Below are 22,571 nucleotides of genomic sequence, written 5' to 3'. Positions count from 1 at the left end.
ATTCATCATCGGGAAGGGACATGACCGAATCATTGAAAGGCGCCCGCGTACTGGTCACGGCGGGCGCGCAGGGCATCGGGCTGGCGATCGCGCGCAGGTTCCTCGATCTGGGCGCCGACGTGCATATCTGCGACGTGGATGAACAGTCGCTCCAGGCAGCGCGGGAAAACCTGCCCGCCTTGAGCGCCAGCCGGACGGACGTGTCTGACGAATCGCAGGTGCTGGCGATGTTCGAGGCGCTGGGCGCGCGGTGGGGCGCCTTGGATGTGCTGGTCAACAATGCGGGCGTATCCGGGCCGACCAGCCGTCTGGAAGACACCACGTTGGACGCGTGGCGCAACACGCTGGACGTCAACCTGACGGGCACGTTCCTGTGCGCGCGCAGCGCGGTGCCGCTGCTGCGTGCCGCGGGCGGCGGCGCCATCGTCAACATCTCGTCGGTGGCGGGGCGGCTGGGGTTTTCGCTGCGCTCGCCGTACAGCGCCAGCAAATTTGGGCTGGCCGGGCTGACGCAGACCTGGGCGATGGAACTGGGGCCGTCGAACATCCGCGTCAATTCCGTGCTGCCGGGCGTCGTGTCGGGCGACCGGGTCGAGCGCATCATCGCGGCTCGCGCCGAGGCCGGCGGGGTCAGTAGCGAGGCGATGCGCGAACAGCTTGTGGAAAAGGTGTCGCTGCGTCGCATGACCCGTCCGGAAGACGTGGCGAATCAGGTGGTGTTCCTGTGTTCGGATCAAGGGGCGATGATCAGCGGGCAGAGTATTTCCGTGTGCGGGAACGTGGAGTATCTGGGGTGAAGCTGGGTGCGCGCCCGGCAAGCGCCGGGCGTTGCGTGTCAGGGGCAGTCAGGCGCGGGGCCGCAAGGCTTGCGGCGGCCTTGCAGCATCCGGGCAATCGTCCTTTCCACCGCGCCGGCTTCGGCCAGTACCGCCATGACCAGCGCCGCCGTGCCGATGGCGAACATCGTCCGGTGCTGTCCGCCGCTTGCGCTGAACACGGCCGAGTAGCCGTAGCCGGCCAGCGCCTGGAAAGTGGCAAAACTGACCGTTGCGCGGCTCCAGGCCCGGTTCTGCGCAAAGGCATCGTGCGGAATCAGGTCGTGGATTCGCGCCAGCGCGAGCGGCACGATGCCGGGAGGAAAGGTACCCGCCACCAGCGCGGCGGCGCCCAGCCCTGCGGGATGGTGGCTGACGCTCAGAACGCCCATCGCCACTGCCTGCACGGCCAGCACGATGCGTAGGGCTTGGCGCGGGCCAAGCCGATCGCCCAGCCAACCATAGAGCGGCGGCCCCATCATGGCGCCGACGCCGTAGAGAATCCAGAAGCGCGCGCCGGCCGCGGCGCCCGCGCCCAGTCCGCGCTCGACGAAGTCAACCAGAAAGACCATGGCCGGGACAAGCGCCACTGCCATCAGCCCATACTGGCCGAACAGCAGGATCACGCCGGCGCGAGGATCGGAACGCTGGCGGGCCGTGACCGGTGTGCCCGGCACCGCGTCCGCCAACCGGCGCGACGCGGGACCATGCGCCGGCCACGCGTGCCAGGTCAGCAACGTCAGCGCGGCAGAGATGGCGGCTAGACCCAGCCAAGCCGCCTGCAGGCCCATGGCAAGCAGCCAGGGCACCACCGTGCCGGAGCCTGCGATGCCGACGCCGATGCCCAGGAAGATGGCACCGCCTGCCAGGCCGCGCCGTTCAGGCGGCACGTGCGGCAGGATCGTCGCCGCGGCCAGGACCATGATGGCGCCGCCCGCAATTCCCGAGGCAAGGCGCCAACCGAAGAACCAGCTGATCGACAGCGGCAGGCTGCACGCCGCGAAGGCCAGCGTGACGAGCGCCATCATGACGCGCAGGACCTGCGTGCTGGAAGAGCGTCGCGCCAAGGGCTGGCCGATGAGCGCACCGATGAGGTAGCCGGTCAGGTTGGCGGCGCTCAGGAACACCACGCTGGACGATGAGAACCAGTGTGCCTGGATCAGCGCGGGCACCAGCGGCGCGTAGGCAAAGCGGGCCAGGCCGATGCTGGCCAGGCTGGCGGCGAACCCGGCAAGAACATATCGCCAGGCAAAGGTTGCTGTCCCGGGCGGCGCCGCCACGGGAGGGGTTGCCGCGGAGGGCGCGGCGGCGGATGGATGCGACATGGGGAACCTCACGCTTCGAATGCCGGGTAAACCGACCGGCCTGCGAAAAAGTATAGGTAGCCCTGGTGCTGCGATCACGCAGCAATTTGCATTATCAGTAATGCAAAAATGCAGCGATTGCCGCCGCTGGCTTTTGGGGGGCGGCCGCACGGCTGGGACGCCGGCAATCGCCGCCTATTGATGCGGCGGATCGAACTGGTTCGCCACGGCGTCGATGAATGCCCGTACCCGGGCCGTGTGCCTCAGGTCCTGGTGCGTCACCAGCCACACCGGGAAGCCGCCCGCGCGTTCGCGCGCGGGCCACAGGCGGACGAGTCCGCCGCGCTCGGCCATGGGCACGGGCAATTCGCCGATGCCGATTCCGTCGGCGATCATGGCACGCAGCATCAGGCTGGAATTGGCTGTGGCCACGATGCAGCCGGCTTGGGCCGGTTCGCCGACGATGGTGGGCGCACGGCCGCCTTCGAGATAGGGCTGGTAGTACACCAGGTCATGTCCTTGCAGGCCCTCGCCTTCGGACGGGGCGCCCCGGTGTTCCAGGTATTGTTCGCTGGCGTACAGGCCCACCGGCCAGCGCGCCAGTTGGCGCGCGACGAGATCCGGGTTGTCGGGCTTGACGTTGCGGATGGCGATGTCGGCCTCTCGGCGTGCAAGATTGGCCATCTGGGTCGACACGCTCAAGCGGACGCGCACGGCGGGGTGCTGCGCGTGCAGCGCTGCGATGGCCGGTATGACGAACTCCATGGCCAGCGAGTCGGTCGTTGCGACCTTGACCTCGCCTTCGAGCCGTCCGTCGGTGCCTTGGGCCTGCCGTACCAGGTCATGGGCGAATTGCTCCATGCGCTCGGCGGCGCGCAGGACGCTTTCGCCCGTGGGCGTCAGCGTGTAACCGGAGGAACTGCGCAGGAACAGCGTCGCGCCCAGGGTGTGTTCCAGTGTGGCGATGCGCCGTCCGATCGTGGCCTGGTCGACGCCAGCCACGCGCGCGGCGCGTCGCAGCGTTCCTTCTCGTTGCAGCGCCAGAAAGATCCTCGCATCGTCCCAGTTCATTGCTTCCTTCGCGGCTGTGCGCCGACATCGCCAGGCCCGTCAGGGCAGCGGAATTATCGCCCAAACCCCGTTGCCAAATCCCGCCGCCCCGGTCCATAATCTGCGCTTTGTTAACTGATAACCGTTCGCATTATTGTCAATGCGGAGGGTGTCGCGGGCGGGATCGTGAGCGGATCGGAAGGGGCATCCCAGGACTTCGAAAGCCTGTACGGCAATCATCACGGCTGGCTGCTGGCCTGGGTGAACTGGCGCCTGGGCAATGCGGCCGATGCCGCCGACCTGGCGCACGACGCGTTCGTGCGCCTTTTGACGCGCCCGTGCAAGTTCGACAACGCCCGGCATGCCAGGACCTATCTGCGCCGGATGGCCAACGGCATGTGCATCGACCTGTGGCGCCGCCGCGACCTGGAGCAAGCCTGGCTGGACGCCCTGGCGGCGCAGCCGGAACCCACGGTGTCGTCGGCCGAAGACCAGGCCATGGTGCTGCAGGCGCTGGGCGAGATCGACGCCATGTTGCGCGGACTGCCGCCCAAGACCGCCCACGCCTTCGTGATGGCGGTGGCGTGCGAGATGACCGACCAGGAAGTGGCCGACGTGCTGGGCGTGTCCTCGCGCATGGTCCGCAAGTATGTCGCGCAGGCCATGCTGAGCTGCATGAAGCTGGAAGCGCGGGTGGCGTCGGGGATGGCGGGCGAGCCGTCGATGCCGCAGGTGGCGGCCCCATGACCGCCGCGCAAGCGCGCGAGCCCTCCCATTGCGCGATGGAGCAGGCCGCCGAATGGTATGCGCTGCTGCGGTCGGGCGATGCGTCGGCCGCCGAACGCCAGCAATGGCAGCAATGGATCGACCGCGCGGCAGAGCACCGTGAAGCCTGGGGTTACGTCGAACGCATCGGCCGCCGCTTTTCTCCCCTGCAATCCAGTCCGGACCGGGACGCCGCCGTGACGGCGTTCGGGCAAGCCGCGGCGGCCCGGCCGCGCGCGCGCCGCCAACTGCTGTTGGGCATGGCGGGCGCGCTGGGCATGGCGGGGCTGGGATGGACGGCGTGGCGGCAGACGCCGCTGCCGCTTGTCGCCTCGACCTGGGGCGCGGACCATCGGGCGGGACTGGGCGAAACCCGGCAAATCGCCCTGGAGGACGGCACCCAGGTCTGGTTGAAGGCGCTCAGCGCGTTCGATGTCGACTATGGCGCCACGCTGCGCCGGTTGCAGCTGGTCGCCGGCGAACTGCTGATCGATACCGCCAAGGATCCCCTGCGTCCCTTTGTGGTCGACACCGCCCAGGGGCGCCTGCAGGCGCTGGGCACGCGTTTCACGGTGCGCGACGAGGACAATGGCGTGGTGGTCGCCGTGCATGAAGGGGCCGTCCGGATCGACACGGCGGCCAGCCGCGCCAGCGGCATCGTGGCGGCGGGGCAGCAGGCTAGGTTCACCGCGAACGCGCTGGACGGGTTCGTGCCCGCGGATCCGGCGCGCGAGGCCTGGACGCGCGGCGTGCTGGTGGCCGACGACACGCCGCTGGCCGATGTGGTGGCCGAATTGCGCCGGTATCACTTCGGCCACCTGGCCGTGGCGCCTGACGTTGCCGGCCTGCACGTCTTTGGCAGCTATCCCATCCGCGAAACGGACCGCGCGCTGAACATGCTGGCCTCGGTGCTGCCGGTCCACGTGCGCCGCACGATGCCCTGGTGGATCAGCCTCGAAGCGCGGGCCTGAAAAAAATCCGCGAAACGGTTCCGGGTTTTGCCGGCTCGTTCGAATAAGGAGAGTAAGAGACGCTCGCGCCCTGCCATCCGCGGGGCCGGCGCGCCGCTCTGACTTCCCGAACCCTACGCACGAGAGCACTGGTCCCGTCATGTCCCACCGTCATTCCTGCCCCGCCGCGGCCTTCCCCGTGACCCCCGCGCGCGCCCTGGCCCGCCGCCGCGGGCGAATCCCGTCCTGGGGCTTGCCGCTGGCCCTGGCGATGGCCATGTCCGCCGTCTGGGGGCCGCCCGCTCACGCGCAGGCGGCGCCCGCCGCGGCTGGCGTGGCCGATCTTTTCACCTTCGACATTGCGCCCGCGCCGCTGAACCAGGTGCTGACGCGGCTGGCGAACGAGTCCGGCATTCTGTTGGCCGCCCAGCCGTCGCTGGTGGCCGACCGCCAGAGCAACGGCGTGCGGGGCCGCTACACCAGCCACGAGGCCCTGGACCGGGCGCTGGCCGGAACGGGACTGCGCGCCACGCGCGAGGCGCCGAACCAGTACCGGCTGAGCCTCGTGCCCACCGCGCAGGCCACGACGCTGGAACCGGTGACCGTGACGGCCTCAAGCCTGTACAGCGGCCTGCCGCCCGTCTACGCCGGCGGCCAGGTGGCGCGGGGCGGGCGCCTGGGCCTCTTGGGCGACCGCGACGACATGAGCACGCCGTTCAGCGCAACGCAGTACACCGCCAAGCTGATCGAGGATCAGCAGGCGCAGAACATCGGCGACGTGCTGGTCAACGACCCGACCGTACGCAATACCTATTCGCGCGGCGCGGGACGCGACGAGTTCAACATCCGCGGCTTCACGCTGTTCAACTACGACGTGTCGTTCAACGGCTTGTACGGCGTGTCGCCGCGCAATTCGAGCTCGCTGATCGGCGTGGAGCGGGTGGAAGTGCTGCGCGGTCCCAACGCGCTGCTGAACGGCATGGCGCCGTATGGATCGGTGGGCGGTTCCATCAACCTCGTGCCCAAGCGCGCGGGCGCCGATCCGCTGAACCGCTTTACCGTGTCCTACATCAGCGACAGCCAGTTCGGCGCGCACGCCGACCTGTCGCGCCGCTATGGCGAGAGCCAGGAGTGGGGCGTGCGCCTGAACGTGGCGGGCAGCGGCGGCGACCTGCCGATGGACGGGTCCAAGGAAGACCTGGGCGCGGTGGCGCTGGGCCTGGACTACCAGGGCGAGCGCCTGCGCCTGGAAGGCGACATCAACTATCAGAACCGCACCACCGATGCGCGCAGCGGCCTCCTGTTCCCGCCGCCTTCCGGCGTCGATATCGGCCGGGCGCCGGACGCGCGCCGCAATTTCTTTCCGTCGTGGACCTACTGGAAAACCAAGGAATGGTCGGGCGCGCTGCGCGCCGAATACGACGTGTCGCCCGATTGGACCGTTTATGGCGCGGTGGGTGCGCGCAAGCATGATTTCGAAAGCATGCAGACCAGCTGGCTCATGCTGAACGAAGCGGGCGACATCGGCGCGGTGCCGGCCCGCCTGAACGAATCGCTGATCAGCAAGACGGGCGAGGTGGGTGTGCGCGGCCGCGTGCAGACCGGCCCGCTCAAGCACGAGCCGGCGCTGAGCGCCAGCGTGCTGGATATCGACTATTCGGCGGCGCGGATCCGGTCCAGCACGGTGTTCTCCAACATCTACAACCCCGTCGACCTTGCCAAACCGAACATCGCGCGTCCGTCGGATCTGCCCCGTGTCAGCGATTCGCGGCTGTACAGCATTGCGCTGGCCGATACGATCTCCCTGGCCGACGACCGCGTGCAGTTCATCGCGGGCGTGCGGCACCAGCGCGTGGAGTCCACCAACTTTGACGCGATGAGCGGCCGCCAGACGTCGAACTACGACGAGTCCGCCGTCACGCCGGCGTTCGCGCTGACCGTCAAGCCCACCGAGCGCCTGTCGCTGTACGGCAACTACATCGAAGGGCTGAGCCAGGGCGGGACCGCGCCCCAAGGGGCCGTCAACGCCGGTGAAGTGTTTGCGCCGGAAATCTCCAAGCAGTTCGAAGTGGGCGCCAAGTACGACTTCGGCCAGTTCGAAACCACCCTCAGCGCGTTCCAGATCGAGCGCCCCAGCAGCTACCTGGATCCAGCCTCCCTGCGGTACGTGTCCGACGGCAAGCAGCGCAATCGCGGCCTGGAGTTCCTGGTGCAGGGCGAGCCGGCCCGCGGCGTGCGGCTGCTGGGCGGCGTGGCCTACACGGATGCGCGTCTGACGCGCACGGAAGGCGGCGTGAACGACGGCAACCGCGCGCCCGCCGTGCCACGCCTGCAGTTCAACGCGTCGGCCGAATGGGACACGCCGTTCGTGCCGGGCCTCACGCTGACGGCGCGGATGCTGCGCACCAGCTCGCAGATCGTCGACGTCGCCAACACGCAGGAGATCCCGGGCTGGACGCGGTTCGACGTGGGCGCGCGCTATGCCTTCAACGCCAACGGCAAGCCCGTGGTCATCCGCGCGATGGTCGAGAACGTGCTGAACAAGAACTACTGGCAGTCGGCGGCGCGCGAGGGCCTGACGGTCGGCGCGCCGCTGACGGTGCTGTTGTCCGTCAGCACGGAGTTCTGAGGCAGGCCTTCGGTTGCCGGGCCACGATGCGCCCGGCCATCAGCCCTTGACCTGCGCTGACTGATAAAAGCAGTAGCCGCTGCTGCGCAGCGTCTTGACCGGCAGCGTCTGCCCGCTCAGGGCTTCGACGCGGCGGCGCAACCGGCGCATTTGCGTGTCCAGCCGGCGTTGGTCGTATTCCAGATAGTCGGCGCCCAGCGCCTCGACGATCTGGCGGCGGCTGATGTTTTCGCCGGGTTGGCTCATGAGGACATGCAGCACGGTCAGGTCCTGCTGCGACAGCGGCATGGCCTCGGCGCCGGGAATGTGCAGGCGGCGCGGGCCGATTTCCAGCAACCAGCTGGGAAGCGGCTGATCCTGGCCCGGCTGGGGCAGTCCCAGGCGGCGCACCAGCGCGGCGAGTGTGGCGGCCAGTTCGTCCAGGTCGCAGCCCTTGCCCAGGTAGTGATCGGCGCCCATGCCAAGGCCCGAAATCCGGTCGCGGCCGGTCTGGCGCGCGCTGAACACCACGATGCCGACCTGCTGGCCTTGCTGGCGCAGCCGCTGGATCAGGTCCAGACCGCAACCGTCCGGCAGGCCGATGTCGATGACGGCAAGATGGTGGCGGCCGGGATCGAAGCGCTGGTCGAATTCCTGCAGGCTGGACACGCACGAAGGCGCGTACCCCAACTCTTCGAGGAACTCGCCGAGCTCCTGGCGCAGCACGGGTTCGTCTTCGAGCAGGATCACTTCGGGCATGGCGCGCCCGCGGAATGCAGCGTGAAGGGCTGGTGTAATCTGCCGGGTTGCACGGGAATGCTGCGTAAATTGCGATTGATGAAACGGGAATGTTACTCCAGGGCCACGCTGTGGCTGGCGCTGCTGGCCTGCCTCTTCGCAGGTCTTGTGGCCGCGGCCGGGCCGGCGCGGGCCGAGCCGCTGCGTCTGGATGGCCAGGAGCGCGTGCAGGACGCAAGCGGCCATCTTGAGCGGCTGATCGATCCCGATGGCGGGCTTGATGTCGCGCACGCGGCCGCCGCGGATGGCTGGACCGCGCTGCCGGGCAGCCTGAGCGCGGGGTTCACGCCCGCGACGATCTGGCTGCGCCTGCCCGTGCAGGTGGACAAGGTCATGCACGGCGGCTGGATGCTGCGCCTGAGCAATTCGCTGCTGGACGACGTGCGCATCTATGTGGGCCACGCCGGCGGCTGGACGATGCTGGGGCGCAGCGGCGAGGATCTGGCGCGGCGCAAGTGGCCGGTGGACTATCGCAGCCCCGTGATCCAGTTCAATCCATCGCAACCCGGCGCCTACGTCATCCTGGTGCGGCTTCAAAGCAAGAACGCGCTGGCGACGCGGCTGGAAGTCTGGCAGCGGCTGGCGTTCGACAACCAGTCGCGCCGCGAAGGCCTGCTGTTTGGGCTGTACTTCGGCTTTTACCTGCTCCTGATCTGCGCGCACGCCGCGTTCTGGCTGGTGACGCGCGCGCCCATGAGCGGCCTGTTCCTGGCCTACATCGGCAATTGCGTCTTCAACGAGGTGCTGTCGCTGGGGTTGGTGCAGCAGTTAACGGGCCTGCCCGTTGCCTGGAGCGACCGCCTGCTGGGCGTGGGCATTGCCGTCAGCCTGCCGGTGGCGCTGCGCGTCGCGTTCCGCCAGTTGAATCTGGAAGCGCTGTACCCGCGTGCGGTGCGCGGCCTGTACTGGCTGTTCTGGGGCATTGCCGCCGTGTGCTCGGCGCTGATCGTGACGGGGCATTATGGCGCCGGCATGCTGCCGATCCAGACGCTGGGGCTGCTGGTCATCATCGCGTTCATCATTCTGGGCGCGTACCTGCTCAAGCGGGGCTGGCGGCCGGCGCGCTTTTTCGCGCTGGCGTTTGGCGTGTTCTACGTGGGCGTGCTGATCGCCTTCCTGCGCAACCTGGGAGTGTTCCCGGTCAACGCCTTCACCGAGTACGTGTCCACGCTGGGCACGATGCTGCACATGCTGCTGCTCAGCCTGTTCATCGTGGGACGCTACGAGCGCCGGCGCCGCGTCCGGGAATTGCAGCAGGCCAACCTGGCGGCCGATCTCGCGCGCCAGCACAGTCATTGGCTGGAACGCGAAGTGGCCCTGCGCACGGCAGAAATGCAGGGCGAGATCGAACGCCGGGTCGCGCTGGAAGGCGAACTGCGCACCTCGCTGGAAAAGGAACGGCAGATGTTCACCGAGCAGCGCGAATTCGTGGCGATGGTGTCGCACGAGTTCCGCACCCCGCTGGCGATCATCACGACGTCGGCCCAGCAATTGGGCCGCAACCTTGCAGCACCGCTGGAAAAGAGCCTGGCGCGCTGCGCCAACATCCGCGATGCGGCCATGCGCCTGTTGGCGCTGGTGGACGAATACCTGACCGATGACCGCATGCGCGAGCCGCGCGCCGAACTGCGCTTGACCCGGTGCGACCTGCCCGCGCTGCTGCAGGATCTGGCAAGCGAGTATCCGCCGGGCAGGGTGCAGTGCGCCTACGAAACGCAGACCCGGACGCTTGACTGCGACGCGGGCCTGCTGCGGATCGCGCTGCGCAACCTGCTGGCCAATGCCGACCGGCATTGCGCCGAGGGCGGGACGGTCAGCGTGTCGGTGCGCGAGGACGGGGACCAGCTGCGCATTGCGGTTTCCAATCCCGGCAGCGCCATTCCGGCCGGAGAGCAAGAACGGCTGTTTCAGAAATACTATCGGGGGCAGAATGCCACCCGGCATCCGGGGGCGGGACTGGGGCTGTATCTGGTCAGTTCCATCGCAGCGCGGCTGGGCGGTTCGGTGGCACTGGAAGCGGCCGGGGGCGTCGAGCCGGTGCGCTTTTGCATTACCTTGCCTCACCTGCGAACCGACTGAAGGCGGCGCTGCCGCGAATATTGCGACGTGCGCGGCAATTGTTGCGTAAATGCATCCATTCCGCGCCAGCCTTCGCGGGCTGCCGACGGTTCAAACGGGGGAAAAGCGCCGTCTTTTGGGCCTATTTGCGCCTATTCCACGAGAAACGGCTGCAGCTATTACAAGTTGCTCAGATTCGCTCAGATTCCGTTTTGCAATGATCGGTACATTTCAGACACGAAATTTACATGGTCACTACAAAATGTCTCGCCGCTTTCCGCTTACTCGCCTCGCCGCTTTGCTTAGCCTGAGCCTGCCGTTTTCCGCCCCGTCGGCGCTTGCACAGCCCACCGACTACATCCTCCACGCGGGTAGTGTGCCCACCGTTGTCAACGTTGGGGATTACACCTCGATCAGCCTGGTCGGCGGCACGATCGTGGACGGCGACGTCGTGAACGATGGCTTGATGTGGCCGATGCGCTTCAGCCCCAATGGCGGCATCAAGGTGCAGGGATCGACCGTCAATGGCTCGATCATCAACCAGGCCGCCCGGCAACTGACCAGCAATCGCGCCGGTATCAGCATCTCGGCTGGCGCCATGGTCAAGGGCGACATCATCAACGAATATCGGATTTCGGGCGAGTACAGTTCGGGCGTCGGTATCGAAGTGATCACCTCGGGCACGGTCCTGGGCAAGATCATCAACAACGGAAGCATCGACGCGGGCATCGTTGTCTCGGACGGCACGGTCACCGGCGGCATCCTCAACAACGGCGTCATCAATCCCAAGATGGATGGCATTGCCCTTGACGTCGCCGGCGCCAGTTCGCCGATGACGATCGTCAACGCCGGCACGATCGCCGGTGACGTGATGCTTGGCACGTCCACCCTGGACATCACCGGCGGCACCATTACGGGTGGCGTCGTGGGCCCCGACGCCATCATGAACATCAATGGCGACTTCGGGGCAACCTCCAAGATCAGCGTCGGCCAGATCAACGTCGCGCCGGCCGCGACGCTGACGCTGAACGGCAACACCATGAAGGGCCTGGTGAACGTGAAGGGCACGCTGGCGGGTTCCGGCGAAGTCGGCCCGACGACGATGGAGTCGGGTTCGACCCTGTCGCCCAACGCCGCGGCGCAGTCGAACCACATCTTCATGATGTCGATGTCGCCGGTTGTCGTCACCCCGCCGTCGCCGATCGGCACCATCACGGTGAATGGCGACCTGACCTTCAAGCCGGGCTCGACCTATCGCGTCGACGCCACCGCCGAGGGCAAGAGCGACCGCGTCAAGGTCACCGGCACGGCCAATCTGGCGGGCTCCGTGGTGCACGTGGGTTCGGGCGGCACGTATGCCGAATCGACGGCCTACACCATCCTGTCGGCCAACACCCTGAACGGCCACTTCGACAGCGCGACCAGCGACATGGCCTTCCTGCAACCGTCGCTCAGCCATCAAGGCAACCAGGTCGTGCTGACGCTCGACAAGAAGCAAGTGCCGACCGACCCGGATCCCAAGCCGACCGAGCCGACTCCCACGCCGACCGAGCCGACTCCCACGCCGACGGAACCGGCCCCCACGCCGACCGAGCCGGCGCCCACGCCGACCCAACCGGCCCCCACGCCCATCGGCAACGGCGGCACCCGCCCGATCGAATTCGCCGACCTGGCCGTGACCGGCAACCAGCGTGCGGCCGCGAACGCGTTGCAAAGCCTGCCCACGACCAGCGCGCTGTACACGCGGGTCCTGAACCTGCCCAACGGCGCCCCGGCCGGCGTGTTTGCCGACCTGTCCGGCGAATCGTTCGGCAGCAGCGTGTCGGCGATGCAGAACGTCAGCAACAACGTCGCCAGCCTGCCTACGGCACAGCTGCGCGCCAACATGAATGCCGGTTTCGTGGCCGGCCCCCCCACGGCGCAGGTCGGCCGTGGCGATGCCTCCATGCTGCCGCGCTCGAACGCGCAGCCGCTGTGGGCGCAGGCCTTCGGCAACTGGCGCACGATGGACGGCAACGGCGACGTCGCCAAGTCCCGTGAACGCGATGTCGGCATCTTTGTCGGTGGCGATCATGGCGTGGGCAACGGCTGGCGTCTGGGTGGCGCGTTCGGTTACACCGATAGCCGCATCACGGTGGACGACCGCTCGGCCAAGTCCGACGTGAACAGCTACAGCGCGATCCTGTACGGCGGCAAGTCGTTCGAAGCCGGCTCGGGCAAGATCAATTTCACCGCCGGCCTGGCCTACACGTGGCACGACATCGACAGCAAGCGCAATATCAACGCGGCGGGCCAGTACCAGGAGCTGAAGGCCGACTACAGCGCCAGCACGGGCCAGGTCTTCACCGACGTGGGCTACGCCATCCCGCTGAACGACCGCGTCACGCTTGAGCCGTTCTTTGGCGCGGACTTCAGCGACCTGCGCACCCGCGGCTTCTCGGAGTCGGGCGGCGACGCCGCGCTGAGCGGCAAGCGCAGCACGAACAACGTGGGCACCACCACGCTGGGCCTGCGCGCACAGACGACGTTCGACGTGAAGGACAACGCGGGCCGCCTGCGCGGCATGCTGGGCTGGCGCCATGCTTACGGTGACCTCAACCCGGAAGCCACGATGTCGTTCGACGGCAGCCAGCCGTTCACCGTCGCGGGCAACCCGCTGGCGCGTGACGCGGCGGTCATGGAAGTGGGCGTGGATCTGGCGATGAGCAAGAACGCCACGCTGGGTCTGGCGTACTCGGGCCAGTTCGGCGACGGCAACCGCCAGAACACCGGCACGGTCAACGTGAGCTGGCGCTTCTAAGGCGATTCGATTCTGATCGGATGCGAAGGCCGGCCTCTTGGAGGCCGGCCTTTTTTCGTGCGGGGCCCGTCGTCGCCCGGCAAGGTGCCAGGCGCCCGCGCCTCGGTGCAATACCGGGTGTCCGGCGGCATCGCGCTTCGATACACTGTCTGGCCACCCCTATAACGAGAACGCCATGAGACAAATGCTTCCGACCCTGGGCGCCGCCCTGGTGCTATCGCTGGCCGCGAACGCTGCCGCCGCGCAGCAATCCCCGCCCCGCGATCCCTTCTTCTGGTTGGGAGAAATCAACAAGGCCACGGCGGTGATCAACACCGACGAGGGCCTGCTAGACAAGTCCATGGCGCCGCGAATCGCCGCCGGCGTGGCCAAGGTCATCAGCGACGGCAACCAGCCTGGCGCCAAGCGGCCGGCCACGGTCATCACCTTCGAGCCGCTGCTGATCAAGGCCGCTGGCGAGGATGTGACCCTGCTGCACGCGGGCCGTTCCAGCCAGGACATGCACGCCACCTATCGCAGCGCGATCCTGCGCGACAAGCTGCTGGAACTGGCCGACCAGCTGAACGCCACGTCGACCACGCTGGTGGAGCTGGCCGCCAAGCATGCGGGCACCATCGTTCCCAACTACACCAATGGCGTGGCCGCGCAGCCCAATAGTTACGGACACTACCTGCTGGGTCAGGCGGCAGGACTGGCGCGCGATGCGCAGCGCATCCGCGAGGCCTACGTGCGCATCGACCGCTCGCCCATGGGCACGACCGTGCTGAATGGCACGAGCTGGCCGCTGGACCGCAAGCGCATGGCGCAATACCTGGGCTTCGAGGCGCTGGTCGACAACGCCTACGATGCCTCGCAGATCTCGTCCATGGACCAGCCGGTCGAGGTCGCGTCCATCGTCACCAGCATCGCGCTGCGAACCGGCAATTTCGTCGAAGACGTGATGACGCAGTATGCCCAGTCGCGTCCGTGGATCCTGCTGCAGGAGGGCGGCGGCAATACCTACGTGTCCAGCGCCATGCCGCAAAAGCGCAATCCGGGCCTGCTCAACGACACGCGCAGCGATGCCTCCACCGCCGTGACGCTGGCGATGGGACCCGTCCTGCAGACGCACAACATCACGCCGGGCATGAGCGACCCCAAGGACGTGAAGCAGAATTCCGCGATGGTCGACAGCGCGATCTCTACGCTCAAGCGCTGGGACCGCGTGCTCAAGGCGATGGTCATCAGCCCGGACCGCGCGCTGGAAGAGCTGAACAGCGACTGGACGGCCTCGCAGGAACTGGCGGACGTGCTGATGCACAAATACAAGCTGCCATTCCGCGCGGGCCATCATTTTGCGTCCGAGGTGGTGTCGTACGCCAAGGCCAACAACATCAAGCCGCTGGATTTTCCGTACGAACAGGCGCGTCGCATCTATGCCGACGCCATGAAGGATTCCAAGTACGGCACGGACCTGCCGATGAGCGAAGCCGAGTTCCGCGCGACGCTGGATCCCGTGGCCATCGTGAAGAACCGTGCCACCAGCGGCGGACCGCAGCCCAAGGAGATGGACCGCATGATCCAGGAGGCGCGCGAGCAGCTGGCCGCGCAGGACAAGTGGATCAAGGCGCGCCGCGCGCACATCCGCGATTCGCTGGCGGAACTGGACAAGCAGTTCGACGCGCTGGTGGCCAGCGCACCGAAGCCGTAGCGGCGGGTGAAACGCGCCTGGGGCCGCACCTCGGCGGCCCCACCTAGGCGGCCCCACCTAGACGGCTTCACCTAGGCGGCCCCGTCTCCCCCGCAGGCCTGCAGCACGCAGCCGCGCAGCCAGCGATGGGCGGCATCGCCGTCCATCCTGGGATGCCACAGCATCGACACCGTGAAGGGCGTCATCGAGAAGGGCAGCGCAAAGCTGCGCATGCCCGCGCGTAGCGCGGCAGTGTGCCTGTCCGGCACCGTGGCGATCAGGTCGGTGTCGCGCACTAGCGCCAGCGCGGTGGAAAAACCGCTGGCAATCGTGGCGACATGCCGCGCGCGGCCGGCTTGCGCAAGCGCCTCGTCGATCGGGCCGGATTCGCGCCCGCGGCGCGACACCAGAATGTGGCGGGCGTTCACGTAGCGCGTCAGCGTGACGTTGCCGCGGGCCAGCGGATGGCCCGCGCGCATGACCCCGATAAAACGATCCTGGAACAGCGCGCGCGTGCGCAACTCGGGACTGGCTGACTGGCCCACCACGCCGGTCTCCAGGTCCACGGCGCCGTCGCGCAGCGGCGCGCTGTCCTTGTCCAGTTTCTGCAGGAAGCGCAGCCGCACGCCCGGCGCTTGCGTGTCGATGCGGGCCAGGAGCCGCGCGCCGAAGTTCTCCACGAAGCCGTCGGTGACGCGCAGGGTGAAGGTGCGCACGAGGGCCGCGGGATCCAGCGTTTCGGTGGGGCGCAGCACGGCCTGCGCGTCCCGGACGAGCCCGCCGACCTGCTCGCGCAGCGCCAGCGCACGGGGCGTGGGCACCAATCCGCGCCCGGCGCGCACCAGCAGCGGATCGCCTGTTACGTCGCGCAGCCGCGCCAGCGCGCGGCTCATGGCGGAGGGACTCAGGCGCAACCGGCGGGCGGCGCCGGCCACGCTGCCTTCCGCGAGCAGCGCATCCAGGGTGATGAGAAGGTTCAGGTCGGGCGTGGACATGCGGCAAACGTAGCACACCGGCGGCCGGCGCGCTGACATTTGGCATGGCGCCGCGTGCAGGTATTAGCTGCAAATGCTGCGCCTTCCGCCAGGTGATATTGCGGCCTACGCTGGTGTCCTGTCTCTTCCATTCAGGACGCCATCATGCCGATTTCCGATCCCTCGCCCTCCCAGCCCCGTCTGGCGCTACTGTGCTGCCTGTCGCTGGCGATGCTGCTTTCTTCGCTGGGCACCAGCATCGCCAACGTCGGCCTGCCGGCATTCACGCTGGCATTCGGCGCGCCGTTCCAGTCGGTGCAGTGGGTCGTGCTGGCTTATCTGCTGGCCATCACGATTGCGGTGGTCAGCGCCGGGCGGCTGGGCGACCTGATCGGCCGGCGCCGTCTGATGCTGGCCGGGCTGGCGTGGTTTACCGCCGCGTCGGTGCTGTGCGGGGTGGCGCCCGGCCTGTGGACGCTGGTGGCCGCGCGTGCCGCGCAGGGCATGGGCGCGGCCGTGTTGATGACGCTTGCCATGGCCTTTGCGGGCGAGGCGGCGCCGAAGCGGCGGGCCGGCAGCGACATGGGTCTGCTGGGCACGATGTCGGCGGCCGGCACCGCGCTCGGGCCGACGCTGGGCGGCGCCCTGATCGCCGGGGCGGGGTGGCGGGCGATCTTCCTGGTGAATCTGCCGCTGGGGCTGCTGGCGTTCTGGCTGGCCTGGCGGCACCTGCCCCGCGATGCGCAGCGCGCCGCGCATCAACCGGTTCGCTTCGACTGGCCGGGCAGCGTGCTGCTGGCGCTGACGCTGGCCGCCTATGCGCTGTCCATGACGCTGGGCCGTGGCAGTTTTGGGGTGCTCAATGTCATTCTGCTGGCTGCGGCGGCAGGCGGCGCGGGCCTGTTCATGTGGGCGCAGGCCCGGACGGCGCAGCCGCTGGTGCGGCCGGCCATGATCGGCAACCCGTTGCTGGCGGGCGGCTTTGCGGCCAATGCGCTGGTCGCCACGGTGATGATGGCGACCTTGGTGGTGGGGCCGTTCTATCTGTCGGGGGCATTGGGGTTGAGCGCCGTGCAGGTCGGACTGGCGATGTCCTGCGGTCCGCTCGTGGCGGCGCTGGCCGGCGTGCCGGCGGGCCGCTGCGTGGATCGTTTCGGCAGCCGGCCGATGACGTTGCTTTCGCTGGGCGCGGTGGGCGGCGCCTGCGCCGCGCTGCCGGCCGCCGCGCTGGCGTTCGGCGTGACGGGTTACGTCGCGGCGCTTGCCACGATGACGGCGGGGTATGCACTGTTCCAGGCAGCCAACAACACGGCGGTGATGGCGGCCGCAGGCGGCAGCGAACGCGGCGCCGTGTCGGGCATGCTGAACCTGTCGCGCAACCTGGGCCTGATCACGGGCGCCTCGGCAATGGGCGCGGTGTTTGCCGCGGGCGCCGGGGCCGCGTCATTGGCCGATGCGCCGCCCGCCGCGCTGGCGGCCGGGCTGCGCGCTACGTTTGTCCTGGCCGCCGTGCTGTGCGGGCTGGCGATGGCCGCCGTCGCGGCAAGCAGCGAGCGGCTTGCCGCCGTCCAGCCGTAACGCAGTCCGGACAGGGCCGCCCGCCGCCGGCCGTCAGCGCATCACTCCGCCTTCAGGCCCGCCTGCACGATCAGCGGCTGCCACTTCAGCCGTTCGCTGCGGGCGAAGGCCGCCAGTTCGTCGGGCGTGCCGCCGCCCGGTTCGTGGCCCAGGTCCAGCAGCTTCTGCCGGACTTCCGGACGCGCGAGGATCTTGGTCAGGTCGTCGTTCAGCCGCTTCACGGCCGCGGGCGGCGTGCCCTTGGGTGCATACAGGCCGTTCCACGCGATCACCTGAAAGCCGTCCAGCCCCTGCGCCGCCACGGAAGGCACGCCGGGCAGCAGGGCCGACTCCTTCAACGAGGTCACCGCCAGCGGACGCAACTTGCCGCTGGTGATGAACGAGCGCGCGGCGCTGACGGTGTCGATGCCGAGCTGCACCTGACCGCCCATCAAGTCGGTGGTGGCGGTGGCCGAACCCTTGTAGGGAATGCCCCGGATGCTGGTGACGCCCTGCTGCTTGAGCAGTTCGTAGACGAGGCGCGCGGTGGTGCTGGGCATGCCCACGTTGACGCTGTCGGGCTTGGCCTTGGACGCGTTGCGCAGGTCGGCCAGGCTGGCGTAGGGCGAGGACGGCGTGGTCAGCAGCACCATGGGAAACGAGCTGACCAGCATGACCGGCGTGAAGTCTTTTTCCGGGTCGAAGTTGGTGGACGCGTACATGTACTGGTTCAGCACGTGCGTGCCGTTGGTGCCCATCAGCAGCGTGTAGCCGTCGGGGGCGGCGCGCGCGACCTCGGAGGCGCCGATGTTGCCGCCAGCGCCCGGGCGGTTTTCCACGATGAACGGTTGGCCCAGGTCACGGGCCAGGTATTCGGCCAGGTAGCGGGCGGCGACGTCGGTGCCTTGGCCGGCCTGGTAGGGGACGATGATCTTGACGGGTTTGGAGGGATAGCTGTCGGCGGCCGAGGCAGGTTGCGCGAACAGCAGCGGCGCCGCGAGCGCGGCGATGAGGCGTATGGTCTTCATGGTGGTCTCCTCGTTTTTTATGGTGTGCTGCATGCGGGTGCGGCTAGGGCTTGGGAGGCGGCCATCGCGGCAGGATGCCCTGTTCCTGCAACGCCGCGATTTGTGAGTCGTCGAAGCCGGCCTCCCGCAGGACCTCGACGGTGTGTTGCGCATAGGCGGGCGGCGGGCGCTTGACGCGCGCGGGCGCCTGCGACAGCCGGACTGCCGGACCGATGCCGTGATAGCCATCGCGATCCACGCGCATGCCGCGATGCGCGGTGTGCGCCTGCGCAAAGGCTTCGGGCACGCTGTTGACCGGGCCCGCCGGTACGCCCAGCTGCATCAGCTCGGCGCATAGCGCGTCCCGAGAACGCGTCGCCAGCGCGTGTTCGATGGCGTCGCGCAATGCGTCGCGGTGCGCAAGCCGCGACCGGTTGGTGGCAAAGCGCGGGTCGTCGGGCAATGCCGTCAGGCCGGCGTAGTCGCAGAAGCGGCGGAACTGGCGGTCGTTCACCACGCCCAGGAAGATCTCGCCATCGCGGCAGGCATAGCGGTCGTATGGGGCAATGTTGGGATGCGCGCTGCCCAAGAGGCCCGGCGTCTGGTCGGTGTGCATCCAGTTGGCGGCGTGCGGCACCAGCAGGCTGAGCGCGGTGTCGAACAGCGTGACCTCGACTCGCTGGCCCACGCCGGTGCGCGCCCGGTGGTAAAGCGCCAGCAGGATGCCGGACTGCGCGGTGTAGCCGGTCAGGTGGTCGACGATGGGTACGCCGATGCGGGTCGGGCCGCTGGCCGGTTCGCCGTTGATGCTCATCAGGCCGCACATGGCCTGCAGCACCGCGTCGTAGCCGGGCAGGCCGCCCAGCGGGCCGTCGTCGCCAAAGCCCGTGATGGCGCAGTAGATCAGCTGGGGAAAGCGGGGTTTGAGGTCCGCCTCAAAGTCCAGCCCCCATTTGGCCATCGTGCCGGGGATGAAGTTTTCGATCAGGACGTCCGCATCGGCCAGCAGCGCAAAAAGCACGTCGCGTCCGGCGGGCCGGGACAGGTCCAGTCCGATGGCCCGTTTGCCGCGATTGACGGCGGTGAAGTAGGCCGCGTCGCCCGCTTCGTTGACCGGCGGCCCCAGGCTGCGGGTCTCGTCGCCGCCGGGCGGCTCGATCTTGATGACGTCCGCGCCCTGGTCCGCCAGCATTTGCGAGCACAGCGGACCGGCCAGGACGCGCGACAGGTCGATGACGCGCAGGCCGTCCAGCGCGCCCCGCGCGCGAGGCGCGGGACTGGGTGCAGCTTGTTCCGATGAATCAGACATCGCCCACCTCGTCTTGGGGTTGCCGCCGGTCAGGCGCGGGTAGGCAATTCGACCACACCGGAGCCCAGTACGGACAGCTCGTCGTCCTGGTTGCGCGCTTCCTGTTCGATTTCGACCAGGTGCCGGCCGTCTTCCACATACTTGCGCACGACCTTGCCCTTGAAGAACAGCATGTCGCCCTCGGGGTTGTGACGGCGGATCTTGCACATGGACTTGCGCAGGAACCCCGCGTCGCCCATCCAGTTGGTGAGGTGGTGGGTCAGCCACGAGTTGCGCTCGGGACCGTAGTCGTAGGCGCCAGGCGCGCCGACTTCCAGCGCGAAGTCTTCTTCCCAGTGGACGCGCTCGGGCACGTCGGGAATGCCGAAGCGGTTGGTGATCCCCACGCCCGGATGCGCGTCGATGAGCTGCCACGCCAGTTTGTTGGCGCGGATGTACAGGCCGCCCCAGCCCTGCGCGAAGGCGATGAAGCCGGTCACCGTCATCGGGCCCTTGAACATCACGGGCAGTTCCTCGCCTTCCTTCACGTCTTCCCAGTAGCGCGGCGTGGCGCCGCGGACTTCTTCCTGGGCGTAGAGCTTGTAGGCTTCCTTGATTTCCTCGGGGCTGTAGCGGCGCGGCTCGCGTGCGCGGACTTCCGCGTACTTGCTGCCCTGTTCGCGCGCGTGGTCGCGTTCGGTGCGAAAGCACCAGCTGTCGGCCTCGGCGACCTTGTCGCCGTCCTGGTTGAAGAAGTCCACGTGATAGATCTGCTGCACGGCGCGGCCGGCAAAGCGCGTCTGGTGTTCGATCAGGTTCTTCAGGTGCGCTTCGGTGGAGATGGTGTCGTTGCGCTTGACGGTCTTGTGCCAGGTCCAGTCCGCGCCCGACCACATGGCGTGCACGCCCGGCAGCCCGCCCACGTAGCCCGACACGATGCGGCTGGTGGCAAAGAGAAAGCTGGGCAGCGCGATGATGCCGCCGTGCTGGGTCTTGGCCGCGTATTCCGGGTCCGACCACAGGGGGTTGTCATCGCCGATGCCGTGGGCGTAGTGGCGGATGTTGTCGCGCGTGGCCTCGTAGCACCACGGTTCGGCGGTGGCGCCGATCTTCACGCCGATGCGTTCGCGCAGCTCGTCCAGCCCGCGTTCGGTGATCTTGGGAAAGCTGCGTTCGGTCTTGGTCTGGGTCAGCATGATGTCTCCTGGTTTTGAAGATGGCCTGTGCCGGACTGCCCTAGGCGTGGGCGGCCCCGGCGGGCGTGGTGTTGGCGGTCGCAAGCTCTTGCTCCCGCAATTTCCTGCGATGGATCTTTCCGGCGGGCGTCTTGGGCAGTTCGGCCACGAACACCACCTGGCGCGGATACTCGTGCTGCGCGAGGCGGCTGCGCACGGCGTCCTGGATTTCTTCCACGAAGGTGTCGTCGCCCTGGCGCGCCGACACCACGAAGGCCTTGACGACCTGGCCGCGCAGCGGGTCGGGCACGCCGATGGCGGCGGCCTCGGCCACGTCCCGGTGCTTGAGGATGGCGTCTTCGATCTCGACGGCGCTCATGGTCCAGCCGGCCGAGATGATGACGTCGTCGGCGCGGCCGCCGTGCCAGAAGTAGCCGTCTTCGTCCACGCGGCCCAGGTCCTTGGTGGCGACCCAGGCGTCGCGGCGCCAGAGCTTGAGTTCGCCGGTTTCGCCGGGCGCGCAGGGCTGGCCGTTGGCGTCCTGGACCTCGACGCGCAATCCCGGCACGGGCTTGCCCAGCGAGCCGGCCTTGACGGTGAAGTCCGGCGCGCCGGGGTAATTGACCAGGCACACGCCGATCTCCGTCGTGCCGTACATGCTGCAGACCGGCCGGCCGAAAGTCGCTTCCACGAAGGCGGCGGTCTCGCTGTCGATGGGTTCGCCGGTGAAGGACACCTTGTCCAGGTGATAGCGGTAGCGCCCGGCCGCGCCGCTGTTGCGCATCATCCGGTAATGGGTGGCGGCAGCCGATATGTTGTTGAAGCGGTGTTCCTGCAAGGCCTGCAGCAGGCGCTCGGCGTTGAACTTGCCGGCATACGCGCCGATGGTGACGCCCAAGGCCAGCGGCGCCAGCGTGCCGTGCCACAGCCCATGTCCCCAGGCGGGCGACGACGGGCACATGTAGCGGTCGCCGGGGCGGATGCCGGTGCCGTACAGCGCGGCCAGCATCAGCGTGACCAGGGCTCGGTGCGTGTGCTTGACGGCGTCGGGCAGCTCGCGGGTCGTGCCGGACGTGTACTGGAAGATGGCCAGATCGTCGGCGCGCGTGCGGCATTCGTAGTGCGACGGATAGGCGGCCAGCGTGCCGAGAAACGCCTCGTCGGCGATGACGACACGCATGTCCTCGCCGCCCGCGGCCAGCGGCGCTTTTTCTGCGTTGGTGACCAGCATGCGCGGCTGGCAGTCCTGCACGCGCAGCCGGATGCCGTCGGGGCCGAACAGCGTGAACAGCGGCACGGCGATCGCGCCCATCTTCATGGCGCCGAACATGGCCACGTAGAACGGCAGCGACGGTTCCAGCATGACGGCCACGCGGTCGCCGGGGCGGATGCCCTGTTCGGTCAGGTAGTGCGCAAAGCGCGAGGATTGCTCGGCGATCTGGCGGAACGAGTAGGTTTCGTCCCCGCCCGCCGCACGCACCAGGATGATCGCCGGCTCGGCCTTGTCCGCGTGCCGATCGATGCATTCGTGCGCGATGTTCATGTGCTCGCGGTTGCCGTCGAAAAGCTCCCAGAGCTTGTCGGGGGCGCAAAGCGCCTGGGCGTCCGCATAGGAAAGGGTATCGGTCAGCTTGGTCATTTCGTCGTACCTGTGTGGGTCGGCAACCTGTGGAACTCACTATGCGCGCCGCCAAATAAATTGTCAATGGAGTTCGCTGATTGTATATATACAATTATGTGGCGCGTGGCCGTA

The 22,571-nt window shown here is 68.1% G+C and carries 16 protein-coding genes; 8 read left to right on the top strand and 8 right to left on the bottom strand.

What is annotated here, in order from left to right; all coding sequences use genetic code 11:
• The first annotated feature begins 20 nt into the window (after nt 1-20).
• Nucleotides 21-797: an SDR family oxidoreductase gene (locus tag LN047_RS25195; protein WP_175234710.1), complete on the top strand. Its 777-nt coding sequence runs from the start codon at nt 21-23 to the stop codon at nt 795-797.
• 38 nt (nt 798-835) lie between these two features.
• Here LN047_RS25195 and LN047_RS25190 read toward each other — a convergent pair whose 3' ends face one another.
• The gene (locus LN047_RS25190) at nt 836-2,140 is read right to left on the bottom strand and encodes a YbfB/YjiJ family MFS transporter (protein ID WP_373980533.1); all 1,305 of its coding nucleotides are present in this window, start codon (nt 2,138-2,140) and stop codon (nt 836-838) included.
• 174 nt (nt 2,141-2,314) lie between these two features.
• Nucleotides 2,315-3,190 carry a LysR family transcriptional regulator gene (locus LN047_RS25185; protein WP_179690402.1) on the bottom strand — a complete coding sequence of 292 codons (876 nt, stop codon included), beginning with the start codon at nt 3,188-3,190 and terminating at the stop codon, nt 2,315-2,317.
• Nucleotides 3,191-3,355: 165 nt separating this feature from the next.
• Here LN047_RS25185 and LN047_RS25180 point away from each other — a divergent pair, with 165 nt between their 5' ends.
• The 3 genes from LN047_RS25180 (at nt 3,356) to LN047_RS25170 (ending at nt 7,513) form a co-directional block, all read left to right on the top strand.
• Nucleotides 3,356-3,916, top strand: a complete 561-nt coding sequence (locus tag LN047_RS25180) for a sigma-70 family RNA polymerase sigma factor (protein WP_373980532.1) — start codon at nt 3,356-3,358, stop codon at nt 3,914-3,916.
• On the top strand, nt 3,913-4,905 hold the full coding sequence (locus LN047_RS25175; protein ID WP_373980531.1) for a FecR domain-containing protein: 993 nt from the start codon (nt 3,913-3,915) through the stop codon (nt 4,903-4,905). Before LN047_RS25180 ends, LN047_RS25175 begins: the two co-directional genes overlap by 4 nt.
• 139 nt (nt 4,906-5,044) lie before the next feature.
• On the top strand, nt 5,045-7,513 hold the full coding sequence (locus tag LN047_RS25170) for a TonB-dependent siderophore receptor (protein ID WP_373980530.1): 2,469 nt from the start codon (nt 5,045-5,047) through the stop codon (nt 7,511-7,513).
• Between the two features lie 39 nt (nt 7,514-7,552).
• Here LN047_RS25170 and LN047_RS25165 read toward each other — a convergent pair whose 3' ends face one another.
• Nucleotides 7,553-8,251: a response regulator transcription factor gene (locus LN047_RS25165; RefSeq protein WP_056325018.1), complete on the bottom strand. Its 699-nt coding sequence runs from the start codon at nt 8,249-8,251 to the stop codon at nt 7,553-7,555.
• Nucleotides 8,252-8,329: 78 nt separating this feature from the next.
• On the opposite strand from LN047_RS25165, the gene LN047_RS25160 reads away from it, so the two are divergent.
• From LN047_RS25160 to LN047_RS25150, 3 genes are all read left to right on the top strand, one after another.
• Nucleotides 8,330-10,369 (top strand): 7TM diverse intracellular signaling domain-containing protein, encoded by a 2,040-nt coding sequence (locus LN047_RS25160; protein WP_373980529.1) that lies wholly within the window; start codon nt 8,330-8,332, stop codon nt 10,367-10,369.
• Between the two features lie 241 nt (nt 10,370-10,610).
• Nucleotides 10,611-13,148: an autotransporter outer membrane beta-barrel domain-containing protein gene (locus LN047_RS25155; protein ID WP_373980528.1), complete on the top strand. Its 2,538-nt coding sequence runs from the start codon at nt 10,611-10,613 to the stop codon at nt 13,146-13,148.
• Nucleotides 13,149-13,323: 175 nt separating this feature from the next.
• Nucleotides 13,324-14,838 carry an argininosuccinate lyase gene (locus LN047_RS25150; RefSeq protein ID WP_338616749.1) on the top strand — a complete coding sequence of 505 codons (1,515 nt, stop codon included), beginning with the start codon at nt 13,324-13,326 and terminating at the stop codon, nt 14,836-14,838.
• A 71-nt stretch (nt 14,839-14,909) separates the two neighbouring features.
• Here the strand turns inward: LN047_RS25150 and LN047_RS25145 are convergent, their stop codons facing one another.
• Complete coding sequence (locus tag LN047_RS25145; RefSeq protein ID WP_373980527.1) at nt 14,910-15,812, bottom strand: LysR family transcriptional regulator; 903 nt, start codon at nt 15,810-15,812, stop codon at nt 14,910-14,912.
• Between the two features lie 144 nt (nt 15,813-15,956).
• Here LN047_RS25145 and LN047_RS25140 point away from each other — a divergent pair, with 144 nt between their 5' ends.
• The gene (locus LN047_RS25140) at nt 15,957-17,369 is read left to right on the top strand and encodes an MFS transporter (RefSeq protein WP_373980526.1); all 1,413 of its coding nucleotides are present in this window, start codon (nt 15,957-15,959) and stop codon (nt 17,367-17,369) included.
• 41 nt (nt 17,370-17,410) lie between these two features.
• Here the strand turns inward: LN047_RS25140 and LN047_RS25135 are convergent, their stop codons facing one another.
• The 4 genes from LN047_RS25135 to LN047_RS25120 are packed head-to-tail and all read right to left on the bottom strand — an operon-like array spanning nt 17,411 to nt 22,457.
• The gene (locus tag LN047_RS25135; RefSeq protein WP_373980525.1) at nt 17,411-18,376 is read right to left on the bottom strand and encodes a Bug family tripartite tricarboxylate transporter substrate binding protein; all 966 of its coding nucleotides are present in this window, start codon (nt 18,374-18,376) and stop codon (nt 17,411-17,413) included.
• 43 nt (nt 18,377-18,419) lie between these two features.
• Entirely contained in the window at nt 18,420-19,664 is a 1,245-nt protein-coding gene (locus LN047_RS25130; protein WP_373980524.1) for a CaiB/BaiF CoA transferase family protein, read from the bottom strand.
• 29 nt (nt 19,665-19,693) lie between these two features.
• Complete coding sequence (locus LN047_RS25125) at nt 19,694-20,839, bottom strand: MaoC family dehydratase N-terminal domain-containing protein (RefSeq protein ID WP_313691750.1); 1,146 nt, start codon at nt 20,837-20,839, stop codon at nt 19,694-19,696.
• Nucleotides 20,840-20,879: 40 nt separating this feature from the next.
• Nucleotides 20,880-22,457 (bottom strand): acyl-CoA synthetase, encoded by a 1,578-nt coding sequence (locus tag LN047_RS25120; RefSeq protein ID WP_373980523.1) that lies wholly within the window; start codon nt 22,455-22,457, stop codon nt 20,880-20,882.
• Between the last annotated feature and the right edge of the window lie 114 nt (nt 22,458-22,571).

Origin of the sequence: Achromobacter sp. JD417, from assembly GCF_041879325.1 — a bacterium.
Taxonomy (GTDB): Bacteria; Pseudomonadota; Gammaproteobacteria; order Burkholderiales; family Burkholderiaceae_B; genus Achromobacter; species Achromobacter mucicolens.
Note: the sequence above shows the minus strand (reverse complement) of the source record. Positions and strands in the feature narration are given on the sequence as shown.

Bases quoted from the DNA above. Each gene is read 5' to 3' on its own strand.
- LN047_RS25175 (WP_373980531.1), top strand. From the start codon at position 3,913: ATGACCGCCGCGCAAGCGCGCGAGCCCTCCCATTGCGCGATGGAGCAG.
- LN047_RS25150 (WP_338616749.1), top strand. From the start codon at position 13,324: ATGAGACAAATGCTTCCGACCCTGGGCGCCGCCCTGGTGCTATCGCTG.
- LN047_RS25190 (WP_373980533.1), bottom strand. From the start codon at position 2,140: ATGTCGCATCCATCCGCCGCCGCGCCCTCCGCGGCAACCCCTCCCGTG.
- LN047_RS25130 (WP_373980524.1), bottom strand. From the start codon at position 19,664: ATGTCTGATTCATCGGAACAAGCTGCACCCAGTCCCGCGCCTCGCGCG.
- LN047_RS25145 (WP_373980527.1), bottom strand. From the start codon at position 15,812: ATGTCCACGCCCGACCTGAACCTTCTCATCACCCTGGATGCGCTGCTC.
- LN047_RS25165 (WP_056325018.1), bottom strand. From the start codon at position 8,251: ATGCCCGAAGTGATCCTGCTCGAAGACGAACCCGTGCTGCGCCAGGAG.
- LN047_RS25135 (WP_373980525.1), bottom strand. From the start codon at position 18,376: ATGAAGACCATACGCCTCATCGCCGCGCTCGCGGCGCCGCTGCTGTTC.
- LN047_RS25140 (WP_373980526.1), top strand. From the start codon at position 15,957: ATGCCGATTTCCGATCCCTCGCCCTCCCAGCCCCGTCTGGCGCTACTG.
- LN047_RS25185 (WP_179690402.1), bottom strand. From the start codon at position 3,190: ATGAACTGGGACGATGCGAGGATCTTTCTGGCGCTGCAACGAGAAGGA.
- LN047_RS25155 (WP_373980528.1), top strand. From the start codon at position 10,611: ATGTCTCGCCGCTTTCCGCTTACTCGCCTCGCCGCTTTGCTTAGCCTG.
- LN047_RS25160 (WP_373980529.1), top strand. From the start codon at position 8,330: ATGAAACGGGAATGTTACTCCAGGGCCACGCTGTGGCTGGCGCTGCTG.
- LN047_RS25170 (WP_373980530.1), top strand. From the start codon at position 5,045: ATGTCCCACCGTCATTCCTGCCCCGCCGCGGCCTTCCCCGTGACCCCC.
- LN047_RS25195 (WP_175234710.1), top strand. From the start codon at position 21: ATGACCGAATCATTGAAAGGCGCCCGCGTACTGGTCACGGCGGGCGCG.
- LN047_RS25125 (WP_313691750.1), bottom strand. From the start codon at position 20,839: ATGCTGACCCAGACCAAGACCGAACGCAGCTTTCCCAAGATCACCGAA.
- LN047_RS25120 (WP_373980523.1), bottom strand. From the start codon at position 22,457: ATGACCAAGCTGACCGATACCCTTTCCTATGCGGACGCCCAGGCGCTT.